The 10993-nt window shown below is 51.5% G+C and carries 13 protein-coding genes; 12 read left to right on the top strand and 1 reads right to left on the bottom strand.

The window, feature by feature from the left end:
* The 12 genes from BZG79_RS06675 to nadA form a co-directional block, all read left to right on the top strand.
* A partial coding sequence (locus BZG79_RS06675) for a cytochrome ubiquinol oxidase subunit I (protein WP_199877587.1) occupies positions 1 to 713 on the top strand: 713 nt, incomplete at its 5' end.
* 11 nt (positions 714 to 724) lie between these two features.
* Positions 725 to 1861, top strand: coding sequence for a cytochrome d ubiquinol oxidase subunit II (gene cydB / locus BZG79_RS06670; RefSeq protein WP_077460429.1), 1137 nt, complete (start codon positions 725 to 727; stop codon positions 1859 to 1861).
* A gap of 15 nt (positions 1862 to 1876) precedes the next feature.
* Complete coding sequence (gene cydX / locus BZG79_RS06665) at positions 1877 to 1984, top strand: cytochrome bd-I oxidase subunit CydX (protein ID WP_021024361.1); 108 nt, start codon at positions 1877 to 1879, stop codon at positions 1982 to 1984.
* Positions 1977 to 2273 (top strand): cyd operon YbgE family protein, encoded by a 297-nt coding sequence (locus BZG79_RS06660; protein ID WP_158011321.1) that lies wholly within the window; start codon positions 1977 to 1979, stop codon positions 2271 to 2273. The genes cydX and BZG79_RS06660 overlap by 8 nt, the downstream gene beginning before the upstream one ends.
* Before the next feature lie 230 nt (positions 2274 to 2503).
* Positions 2504 to 2911 (top strand): tol-pal system-associated acyl-CoA thioesterase, encoded by a 408-nt coding sequence (gene ybgC / locus BZG79_RS06655; protein ID WP_021024364.1) that lies wholly within the window; start codon positions 2504 to 2506, stop codon positions 2909 to 2911.
* Positions 2908 to 3594 carry a protein TolQ gene (gene tolQ, locus BZG79_RS06650; RefSeq protein ID WP_021024365.1) on the top strand — a complete coding sequence of 229 codons (687 nt, stop codon included), beginning with the start codon at positions 2908 to 2910 and terminating at the stop codon, positions 3592 to 3594. The genes ybgC and tolQ overlap by 4 nt, the downstream gene beginning before the upstream one ends.
* Before the next feature lie 3 nt (positions 3595 to 3597).
* A complete protein-coding gene (tolR, locus tag BZG79_RS06645; RefSeq protein WP_021024366.1) occupies positions 3598 to 4044 on the top strand; it encodes a protein TolR in 447 nt (148 codons plus the stop codon).
* 9 nt (positions 4045 to 4053) lie between these two features.
* A complete protein-coding gene (tolA, locus tag BZG79_RS06640) occupies positions 4054 to 5115 on the top strand; it encodes a cell envelope integrity protein TolA (protein WP_077774015.1) in 1062 nt (353 codons plus the stop codon).
* 107 nt (positions 5116 to 5222) lie between these two features.
* Positions 5223 to 6554 carry a Tol-Pal system beta propeller repeat protein TolB gene (gene tolB / locus BZG79_RS06635; protein WP_077460491.1) on the top strand — a complete coding sequence of 444 codons (1332 nt, stop codon included), beginning with the start codon at positions 5223 to 5225 and terminating at the stop codon, positions 6552 to 6554.
* 50 nt (positions 6555 to 6604) lie between these two features.
* Positions 6605 to 7123, top strand: coding sequence for a peptidoglycan-associated lipoprotein Pal (gene pal / locus BZG79_RS06630; protein ID WP_077670093.1), 519 nt, complete (start codon positions 6605 to 6607; stop codon positions 7121 to 7123).
* A 33-nt stretch (positions 7124 to 7156) separates the two neighbouring features.
* On the top strand, positions 7157 to 7885 hold the full coding sequence (ybgF, locus tag BZG79_RS06625) for a tol-pal system protein YbgF (protein WP_077774016.1): 729 nt from the start codon (positions 7157 to 7159) through the stop codon (positions 7883 to 7885).
* Between the two features lie 404 nt (positions 7886 to 8289).
* Positions 8290 to 9333: a quinolinate synthase NadA gene (gene nadA, locus BZG79_RS06620; RefSeq protein WP_021024371.1), complete on the top strand. Its 1044-nt coding sequence runs from the start codon at positions 8290 to 8292 to the stop codon at positions 9331 to 9333.
* 332 nt (positions 9334 to 9665) lie between these two features.
* On the opposite strand, the gene BZG79_RS16375 is transcribed toward nadA, so the two are convergent.
* Positions 9666 to 9866: a hypothetical protein gene (locus BZG79_RS16375; protein ID WP_077774013.1), complete on the bottom strand. Its 201-nt coding sequence runs from the start codon at positions 9864 to 9866 to the stop codon at positions 9666 to 9668.
* Positions 9867 to 10993 lie beyond the last annotated feature (1127 nt).

Raw genomic sequence — 10993 nt, 5'->3', positions numbered from 1 at the left:
CGATGGGGATCATTGCCACGCGCTCACTGGATAAAGAAGTGACAGGCTTAACCGATTTGATTGCTGAGCACGAAACCCGTATCCGCAACGGGATGCAGGCGTACGCATTGCTAGAAAAATTGCGTGCCGGCGAGACATCGTCTGAAACTAAAGCCGCCTTTAATGAAGTGAAAAATGACCTCGGTTATGGTCTGCTGCTCAAGCCTTATACCGATAAAGTGGTTGATGCCACCGAAGGGCAAATTCAGCAAGCGGCACAAGACTCTATTCCACACGTGGCACCGCTGTTCTGGAGCTTCAGGATCATGGTGGCTTGTGGCTTTGCGATGCTGTTTATCTTTGGCATGAGCTTCTGGCAAACCTGCCGTCAACGTATTGATCAAAAACCTTGGCTACTCAAACTGGCACTGATTGGTATTCCGCTGCCTTGGATTGCCTGTGAAGCGGGCTGGTTTGTTGCCGAATATGGTCGTCAGCCTTGGGCTGTGGGTGAGATTTTACCAGTGCATATGGCCGCCTCTAACCTCGCTGCAGGCGATATCATCTTCTCGATGGTGGCGATTTGTTCGCTCTACACCGTCTTTCTCGTCGCCGAGCTCTATCTGATGTTCAAGTTTGCGCGCTTGGGGCCAAGTAGCCTCAAAACCGGCCGCTACCACTTTGAACAAAAAGGCAATCCAGAAGCGGATTTCAGCCGCCAGATTGAAGCATAAGGAGAGATAGCATGTTTGATTATGAAATGTTACGGCTGATCTGGTGGGCGCTTATTGGGGTGCTACTGATTGGCTTTACCGTCACCGATGGCTTTGACATGGGGGTGGGCGCTTTGCTCACCCTGATCGGCAAAACGGATAGCGAGCGCCGGGTGATGATTAACTCTGTCGCCCCGCACTGGGAAGGCAACCAAGTTTGGCTAGTCACCGCGGGTGGGGCATTATTCGCTGCCTGGCCGCTGGTTTATGCAGTGTCATTCTCTGGGTTTTATATCGCGATGGTGCTCACACTGGCGGCGTTATTTTTCCGTCCCATGGGCTTTGACTACCGCTCAAAAATTGATGATAAGCGCTGGCGTACTGCCTGGGACTGGGGCCTGGTTGCCGGTGGTTTTATACCGCCTGTGATTTTCGGTGTCGCCTTTGGCAACTTGCTGCAAGGCGTACCATTTCAGTTAAGCGAGCTGTTGATCCCAACCTACACCGGTGGCTTTTTCGCACTGCTTAATCCATTCGCACTGGTGTGTGGCCTTGTGAGTCTGTTTATGGTGGTGCTGCAAGGGGCAACCTGGCTGCAAATGAAAACCACCGATGCGCTGCATGTACGGGCACGCAATGTGGCGCAACTGTGTGCGCTACTGACCACCGTCTTGTTCGTGGCAGCGGGCTTTTGGGTACAAAACCTGGAAGGCTTTGTGGTGGTCAGTGAAGCGGCGAACCAAGCGGCGTCTAACCCACTGGCGAAAGAGGTGGCGGTGCAAAGCGGCGCGTGGATGCACAACTACCAAGCGATGCCAATCCTTTGGTTAGCTCCCATTGTCGGTGCGGTGATGCCACTATTGGCACTGCTGGCGTCTCGAGTTGAACGTGGTGGCTGGGCCTTCTTGTTCTCGAGCTTGGCTATTGCTGGGGTAATTTTGACCGCGGGTATCGCGATGTTCCCCTTTGTGATGCCATCGAGCACCTTCCCAAGTCATAGTTTGACCATGTGGGATGCCACCTCGAGCGAACTGACATTATCGATTATGACTATCGTCGCTGCGATTTTTGTGCCGATTATCTTGGCTTACACCTTGTGGTGCTACATTAAGATGTTCGGCCGCTTAGATGCGCAATATATTGAAGACAACAAACATTCACTGTACTAAGTAAGGAGCCTGCATATGTGGTATTTCACGTGGATTCTCGGTGTGCTGCTGGCATGCGCCTTCGGGATCATCAATGCGTTATGGCTTGAGCATACCGAAGCCATGGATCACGATAATGAGTGATCGCCAACCCGCTCCTTTAGGCCAGGATTTTTCTGGCCTTTGGCGGCTGCTCTCATTGGCCAGTGCATTATGCTGGGGGGGCCAAGTAATGTGGGCGCCTGAAGCCTTCGCGCAGCGCATGGGCGGCGTCACGTTCCTCATGGGCGTGGGCCTACTTTACGCCACCTGCTTGGGCGTGATTCACGCTGTCGGCTTTACAGCGCAAGGAAAATGGAGCCGCTGGCTTACTTGGCCGCCATTAGGGTGGGGCGTGTCTCTTCTTTTGCTCGCCTTGATGTGGTTACGCTAGTTGAGCCAAACGCTCGGTGAGCAAGCGCAAAGTGACAAACGAATGACAAAAGTACCCAGGTGGTGCTTTTTTCATCACTGGCCGCGGAGTCATTGTGTGTTTTTTGCGGCATATCACTTCTTGCGCCCTTCATGGGCCACCAATGCAGCGACCGCGCGGCTTCAGCATTTCTATACATCGACAACTTAGGTATAGTAATTGCCTATCGCTGAACCTATATGGATACAGTCATGACTGAATCAACGCCGTTTCGTTGGCCCGTGCGTGTTTATTATGAAGACACAGACGCCGGCGGGGTGGTTTATCACGCCAACTACCTCAAGTACTTTGAGCGTGCGCGCACTGAACTGTTACGCCAAATCGGTGTCAATCAACAGGCCTTGTTTGCCGAGCACTATGCGTTTGTGGTGCGCCACATGGATATCGACTTTCACCGCGGTGCACGGCTGGATGATGCCCTTGATGTTGTCACCACAGTGTCAGCCATGGGGCGCGCTAGCATGACGTTTTGTCAAAGCTTGGTGAATTCTGATCAAAAAGCATTGTGTGTGGCAACGGTTAAGATAGCCTGTGTCGACCCAGCCACCATGAAACCCAAATCGATTCCAACACAGATTAAATCGGAGATGATGACGTGACCGCTGAACTTTCCATTCTCGACCTGTTTTTACAAGCAAGCCTGCTTGTTAAGGGAGTGATGCTGATATTACTGGGTATGTCAGTGATGTCTTGGGCCATGATCATCAAGCGCTCAAAAGTGATGCAGCAAGCCTTTAGCCGAGCGGAGCGATTTGAAGACCGATTCTGGTCGGGGATCGATCTCTCGCAACTCTTTCAAGAAGTGCAGGCCCGCAAGGATCACCTCACCGGTAGCGAGAAAATTTTCTACGCAGGTTTCAAAGAATTTGCCCGCCTGCATCGCAGTAACGACAAAGTGCCTGATGCCGTGATGGAAGGCACGTCACGGGCGATGCGTGTTTCCCTGTCTAAACAAGTTGAAGAGCTTGAAACCCACTTACCGTTTTTGGCCACCGTGGGCTCAATTAGTCCCTACATCGGCCTATTTGGCACCGTGTGGGGTATTATGCATGCCTTTATCGCCCTGGGTGCGGTGAAACAAGCCACATTGGCGATGGTTGCGCCCGGGATTGCTGAAGCCTTGGTCGCGACAGCCATGGGCCTATTTGCAGCGATCCCTGCCGTCATGGCTTACAACCGTTTGACAGCCAAAGTGAGCAAGCTTGAACACAACTACATGAACTTTATGGAAGAATTTTCTAGCATTCTTCACCGTCAAGCGTTTGCGGCAACCCAGGAGTAATCCATGGCGTATCAACCAAAACGACGCAAAATGACGGCGGAAATCAATGTGGTGCCCTACATTGACGTGATGCTGGTGTTGCTGATTATCTTTATGGTCACCGCGCCGTTTGTGACCCAAGGCGTCGATGTCGATTTACCACAGACTACACAGGCCAAAACAGCGGCAGAGTTGGCGGAAGAAGAAGACAGCGGCGCGTTCATCATTGTGGAAGTGGACCAAGACGGCCAGCTCGGGCTCAGTGTCAACAATGGTGATATGACCCGAGGGCTCAGCCTAGAAGAAATCTTAGTGCGGGTGAAAGCCGAACTTCAGCTTAACCCTAAATCCCCCGTCTTAGTCGGCGGTGATGGCCGTGTCCCCTATTCAGAAATCATCCTAACGCTTGATGCATTAAACCAAGCCGGCGTGTCGTCGGTGGGCTTAATGACAGAGCCATATGAGTCGTAGGTGAGGATGATGAACGAGCCAAACCATCGCGATCAGGCAACCAAAAGCAAGAAAAAAGACTCACTGGTGCCAGCGCTTGCCATTTCCGGCGGGCTACACGTGTTGTTGGTGATTGTGCTGTTATGGGGGGCAGATTTCACCTCAGACGCCAAGCCAACCCCCAAAGCTGGGCGCTCCATTGAAGCCACCGTGATTGATCCGGCCGTAGTGAATGCACAGGCAAAAAAAATTCGTGCGCAGCGCGATCAAGCCAAACGCGAAGAAGCTGAGCGGTTAAAGCGATTAGAGCAGCAAGCGAAACGCCTTGAGCAACAACGCGAGCAAGAAGAACAGCGCCTTCGCGAGGTCAAGCGGAAAAAGCTCGAAGCGGAACGTCAAGCACGAGAAGAACAAAAGCGGATTGCCGAAGAGCAAGCCAAGGCCAAAGAACAAGCACGCCTTGCCAAACAACAAGCAGAACAAGCCGAACGCGAACGTCAGCGCAAGTTAGAACAACAACGGAAAGCGGAATTGGCGGCGGAAAAAGCGGAGAAAGCGCGGCAAGAAAAACTGGCGGCTGAACGCAAAGCCGAAGCTGAACGCCAACGCAAGCTTGAGGCAAAGCGCAAAGCCGAAGAGCAAGCGTTAAAAGAGGCAGAGCAGGCGCGCAAAGAAGCCGAACAAGCGAGAAAAGAGGCCGAGCGCCGGGCGCAAGAAGCCAAACGGCAACAGCAAGAGCAAGAAGCGGCGCTTAATGATTTGTTTTCGGGGCTGGAATCGGAAGCCAGCCAACGGCAAAGCGCGCGCGGACAATTTGTGGAYGACGAAGTGGCGCGATACGGCGCCATTTTTACGCAAATGATCCAACAAAGACTGATTGTTGATGATGGTTTAAGTGGCCAAGAGTGTGTGGTCAATATGCGCTTGTCACCTACCGGCCTATTGCTTAATGTGGAACAAAAAGCGGGCAACTCGCGATTGTGTCGTGCAACAAAAACCGCGGTCGCGTCCGTATCACAATTTCCAATGCCAGACGATGGCGATATTATTGCTAAGTTACGTGATATCGAGTTAACCGTTCGACCTAACTAACCGACAGGATAAAAAACATGATGGAAGTGAGCCCCTGTGGTGGCACAAACCATGTCACAAACACGCGTCAGGATCGTTTACGGACGTGGCAAGTTGCCGCCGTTGTAATGCTGTTGGCCTGTTTGTCGTTACTCACGCAACCGGCACACGCTGCGCTTAAGTTGGTGATCACCGAAGGGGTGAACACAGCCAGGCCCATTGGCGTGATCCCCTTCCAATGGAAAGGGCAAGGCGAGATGCCTGAAGATATTGCCGGTGTCGTGGGATCCGATTTACGTCGCAGCGGTAAATTTAACCCATTATCTGTCAGTGACATGCCGCAAACGCCTTACAAAGATGCCGATGTCGATTACAACGCTTGGACCTCTCTCGGGGTGGATGCCGTGGTCACTGGCACCGTGACGCCCACGTCAGACGGCCGTTACCAAATTGATTACCAACTGATTGATATTGTGCGTGGCCAGCTCACGGGCGGCGACAGTAAAGGCCTAGGCGCCGATGGCCAGCTGGTACAAACCGATGACCACTTACTGGTCAACAACCGCGCCACGGTCAAAGAAAGCGATCTGCGCCGTTATTCGCATCGCATTGCCAATATTGTGTATGAACAGCTCACCGGCGAAAAAGGGGCCTTCTTGACCCGTATCGCCTATGTGGTGATCGATAAAGAGAACGACTACCCCTACCAACTGCGTTTGTCGGATTACGATGGCTATAACGAACGCTTGATCTTGCGCTCTAAACAGCCACTGATGTCACCGTCGTGGTCACCGGATGGTCGCCAACTGGCATATGTCAGCTTTGAAAATGGCCAAGCCGAAATCTTTGTCATGGATATTTACACCGGTGAGCGCGAGAAGATTTCGTCTTATCCGCGTCACAATGGTTCGCCTCAGTTCTCGCCCGATGGCAGCAAGCTGGCCATGGTGCTGTCTAAAACCGGTAGCCTGCAGCTTTATATCTTCGATTTGAAGAGCAAAAAACTGACCCAAATTACCCATGGTCGTGCCAATAGTACCGAGCCATTTTGGGATCCCGATGGTAACTCGCTCATCTACACCTCGGACCGGGGTGGCAAACCACAGATTTATCGCGTAAATTTAGATGATGGAACCAGCCGACGGATCACGTGGGAAGGCAATCAAAATATGGGAGGGCAACTGACTCCTGATGGCCGCCACTTGATCATGGTAAATCAATCCGCGTCTGGCTATAACATTGCAAAACAAGACTTAAACAGCGGGGCGGTGCAAATCCTAACCAAAACCTTGTTGGATGAGTCGCCAAGTATTGCGCCAAATGGCAGCATGGTGATTTACAGCTCGGTATATGGACGTAAGAATGTGTTGTCACTCGTCTCAATCGACGGCCGCTTTAAAGCGCGGTTACCGGCAACCAACGGGCGCGTGCGTGCACCAGCCTGGTCACCTTACCTGTAGTTTTTTAATTTTAAACAACGTGCGCTAACTTTCTAGAAAAGGAAAATAGAATGCAAATCAATAAAGTACTGAAAGGTCTGGCGGTGGCACTGCCAATGTTAACTCTGGCTGCGTGTAGCTCACACGATAGCTCAACCGGCAGTGATGCTGGTCAATCAACCAACCAAAACGGCACTACCGTGGTATCACCGGTTGACGGCCAAGGCTCAATGACTGAGCAACAAATCCGTAACCAAGAGCTGCGTCAGTCGCAAACCGTTTACTTCAACTTTGACGACTCATCAGTACTACCACAATACGAAGACATGCTGGATGCGCACGCGACTTACCTGCGTGACAACCCAGCGATGGAAGTAGTCGTAGAAGGCCATGCTGACGAGCGCGGTACCCCAGAGTACAACATCGCACTGGGCGAGCGCCGTGCTGAAGCTGTGTCTAAATACCTACAAGCGTTGGGTGTGCCAGCTAGCCAAATCTCTATCGTGAGCTACGGCGAAGAAAAACCGCTGGTCCTTGGCCAAAGCGAAGACGCTTACGCCAAAAACCGTCGTTCGGTATTAGTGTACTAATCCAGCCGATAGGTAGTGGAAACGAGTATGAAAATAAACAGTAACTCTGTGCGAACCCTCGCGCTGGCGTTACTGGTGAGTGTGGCAGCCCCCGCGGCTGCCACATCTGCTCCGGTGACAGAAGTAGGGGCGGGTGGCTCTGCCGTTGATCGTCTAGAACGCATGCTACAAGCGCGCAACCAAATGCAGCTGGATATGCAACGCCAACTTGATCAAATGGCGCAAGAGCTAAGCACGTTACGTGGCAGTGTTGAGCGTAACAGCTACGACATCAAACAAATGGTAGAACGCCAGCGCGATCTCTATCGCGAGGTTGATACGCTAAGAACCGCGAAACAAGCGGTCCCAGCCCCCCAAGAAGWGACGCAAGACGCATCATCTGTTAGCTTTACGGATGATAAAAGCGAAAACGCCGCGTATGAAGCTGCCGTCAACCTGATCTTAAAAGAGAAAGACTACCAAGGCGCAACCAAAGCATTTAAAGCGTTTCTTTCTAAATACCCAGAATCGGTATACACAGCAAACGCCCACTATTGGCTCGGCCAGCTCTATTTTTCTAAAAGTGAATTTGAGCAGGCAAACCAAGAGTTTACGGCAGTTAGCAAGTTTAAAGACTCCAACAAACGCGCCGACGCATTGCTCAAACTCGGCCTGATTGCGCAAAAACAAGGTAACGGCGACCAAGCCGATCAATACTTCCAGCAAGTGATTGATACCTACCCAGATTCAACCAGCGCCAAACAAGCCAAAAATGCGATGTAGGTTAAGATAAAGCAAGATCGTTGCCGCCTCTGCGCTCTTGCTCTTTCTGTACTCTGTATTCAGTCATCTGTATTCGGGAGTGGGAATACAGAGCGCTTCGCTTACGGAATACGGGAAAAGGCAACTCGTGCGCGCATTGTCCTTTTGCTCTTTCTGTACTCTGTATTCAGTTATCTGTATTCGGGAGTGGGAATACAGAGCGCTTCGCTTACAGAATACGGGAAAAGCAAAAGCTGGCACGATATGCTTATTCCGTATTCCGTATTCCGTATTCCGTATTCCGTATTCCGTATTCCGTACTCCGTCCTCCGTCACCTAGGACCTACGCTCTAGGACTCTAGCTCTACTCGCGTTATACTACCGGGACTGGAAGCCCCGGACTGGAAGTAAGCATGAGTAATCCCATGAGCCAAGTGATTGAAACGTCGCAAAGGGTCTATCCCTTTCCGCCGAAACCAATGGCATTGAGTGACGAAGAGAAAAAACAACACGTTGCGCGCATCAAACAACTATTAAAACAAAAAGACGCGGTACTTGTTGCTCACTATTACACGGACCCAGAGATCCAAGCCCTCGCCGAAGAAACCGGCGGGTGTGTGGCCGACTCGTTAGAAATGGCCCGTTTTGGCAATCAACACCCAGCCAAAACCCTGATCGTGGCCGGTGTACGCTTTATGGGTGAGACCGCTAAAATCCTCACCCCAGAGAAAACCGTCTTAATGCCAACGCTTAATGCCGAGTGCTCGTTAGACTTAGGTTGTCCTGCCGATGAATTCACCGCGTTTTGTGACGCACACCCAGACCACACCGTCGTGGTGTATGCCAACACCTCGGCCGCCGTCAAAGCACGTGCCGATTGGGTGGTCACCTCAAGCATCGCGTTAGAGATTGTCGAGCACCTAGACAGCCAAGACAAGCCAATTATCTGGGCTCCAGATCGCCACCTAGGCGCCTATATCGAAAAAGAAACTGGCGCTGACATGGTCTTATGGCAAGGCGAATGCGTGGTCCACGACGAATTCTCAGCCCAAGCGCTAGAAAAAATGAAACACCTTTACCCCGACGCCGCGATTCTTGTTCACCCTGAATCCCCAGCGAGCGTGGTAAAAATGGCCGATGCCGTCGGATCGACCAGTCAGTTGATTAAAGCGGCGCAAACGCTGCCGAATGAAAAGCTGATTGTCGCCACCGATAAAGGTATTTTCTACAAAATGCAGCAGATGGTGCCAGACAAAGAATTAGTCGAAGCCCCCACCGCCGGCGCTGGCGCCACCTGTCGCAGCTGTGCCCACTGCCCATGGATGGCAATGAACGGCCTTAAAGCGATTGAAAACGCACTAGAAAACGGTGGCGAAGAGCATGAAATTCATGTTGATGATAACGTGCGCGAAAAAGCGTTAATCCCACTCAACCGCATGCTCAACTTCGCCGCGGAGATGAAGGGGTAACCTCCGTAGATCGGACAAGCGCCAATGGCACCACCGATATACAAACCAGGCGTAGGTCGGACAAGCGCCAGCACAATGCCAACCATTATCACGATGTGTGCCGCGCGCCTCCGACATCATGGTCAAAATTGGCGCCGATCGTGAATGGTATCATTGACGTTAAAGTATGCGTAGGTTGGACAAGCGCCAGCACAATGCCAACCATTATCACGATGTGTGCCGCGCGCCCGTTGCACGGCGCCTCCGACATCGTGGTTAAATTTGGCGTCGATCGTRACARGCGCCCGTTGRCAATGTGCACATACCCAACACCTTGCCGGGGCTTGTGTCACCTACGCCAATGGAACCACCGATATACAAACCAAGCGTAGGTCGGCATAAGCGCCTTCTCGATCGCGCAAGCTTGGCGTGATTTCCGCCGCGCGCCATCCGACATGAAAGCCAAATTTGGTACCGATGTTAAATTCGGCACCGATCGTAACAGGCGCCCATTGCATGGCGCAGTGCAACTGGCGCCCGTTGACAAGGTGCACTTATCCAACATCTTGCAGGGGCTTGTGTCATCGACGCCAATGGTATCATCGACGTTTAAATTATCGTTCTGCATCGATAATTGCTCAACACAAATTCCACGAGGGATGATAAATCCCTCTTTTAACTTCACGATGAAATGAGGAATACGGCCAATCAACGACGCGCTCAACCCAACCATGTTTAACCGGATTGAAATGCACATAATCAAAATGATGCTTAAAATCTCGCTCATCCCTGATTGTATGCTCCCAAAACCGATCTTGCCATACCATCCCTTTTCCCATGATAAATCGCTTGTCTATTCGCGACACACTTTTAGTAAATAGCTTCTTTATCTCGCGCCACCTGGTTGAATAATCTGAGTCATTATCGGGAAGTGTCCAAATAGCATGTAAATGATCAGGTAAAACGACCCAAGCATCGATTTGAAAAGGGCGAGACGCTTTGACGGTTGCCACCGCTGAGCGCAGTAACCTTATATGCTCCGTGAGCAATCGCATCTCTCTGTCGCGTAGATTTACCGTAAAAAAATACGTGCCACCATGTGCATAATTTCTCCGATATCGCATTCCAGGCTCTCTTTTGCCACCTTCACATACGATCAAGTGACGCGAACCCAAGGCAGGAATCAAGTTTCATTACAATAAATTAGAATTCAGCCGCGAAACAAGATCGAAGGTGTTTGTTGTGCAGGGATTTGTGTCACCGTCGCCAATGGAACCACCGATATATAAACCAGGCGTAGGTCGGCATAAGCGCCTTCTCGATCGCACAAGCTTGGCATGATCTCCGCCGCGCGCCCGTTGCACGGCGCCTCCGACATTGGCGGTCAAATATTGGCATTGATCGTGACAGGCGCCCGTTGGCATAGTGCATCATAGTTGACATCTTGCCGGGGCTTGTGTCACCTACGCCAATGGAATCATCGATATATAAATCAGGCGTAGGTCGGCATAAGCGCCAGCACAGTGCCAATAAGTATCACAATGTGGGCCGCGCGCCATCCGACATCGTGGTTAAAATTGGCACCGATCGTGACAGGCGCAGTGCATCAATGGACATATTTTTAGTGTACTGTGTACCCATTATTTCGTTGGGCTATGTTGACATCGGGTACTTAGTACAC

It is taken from the genome of Salinivibrio sp. MA427 (genome assembly GCF_001996115.1).
GTDB classification, from domain to species: domain Bacteria; phylum Pseudomonadota; class Gammaproteobacteria; order Enterobacterales; family Vibrionaceae; genus Salinivibrio; species Salinivibrio costicola.
The sequence above is the reverse complement of the archived record's forward strand: the minus strand, read 5'-3'. Positions and strand labels throughout refer to the sequence as shown.

Bases quoted from the DNA above. Each gene is read 5' to 3' on its own strand.
- cydB (WP_077460429.1), top strand. From the start codon at position 725: ATGTTTGATTATGAAATGTTACGGCTGATCTGGTGGGCGCTTATTGGG.
- tolB (WP_077460491.1), top strand. From the start codon at position 5,223: ATGCTGTTGGCCTGTTTGTCGTTACTCACGCAACCGGCACACGCTGCG.
- nadA (WP_021024371.1), top strand. From the start codon at position 8,290: ATGAGCCAAGTGATTGAAACGTCGCAAAGGGTCTATCCCTTTCCGCCG.
- BZG79_RS06660 (WP_158011321.1), top strand. From the start codon at position 1,977: ATGAGTGATCGCCAACCCGCTCCTTTAGGCCAGGATTTTTCTGGCCTT.
- ybgC (WP_021024364.1), top strand. From the start codon at position 2,504: ATGACTGAATCAACGCCGTTTCGTTGGCCCGTGCGTGTTTATTATGAA.
- tolR (WP_021024366.1), top strand. From the start codon at position 3,598: ATGGCGTATCAACCAAAACGACGCAAAATGACGGCGGAAATCAATGTG.
- cydX (WP_021024361.1), top strand. From the start codon at position 1,877: ATGTGGTATTTCACGTGGATTCTCGGTGTGCTGCTGGCATGCGCCTTC.
- pal (WP_077670093.1), top strand. From the start codon at position 6,605: ATGCAAATCAATAAAGTACTGAAAGGTCTGGCGGTGGCACTGCCAATG.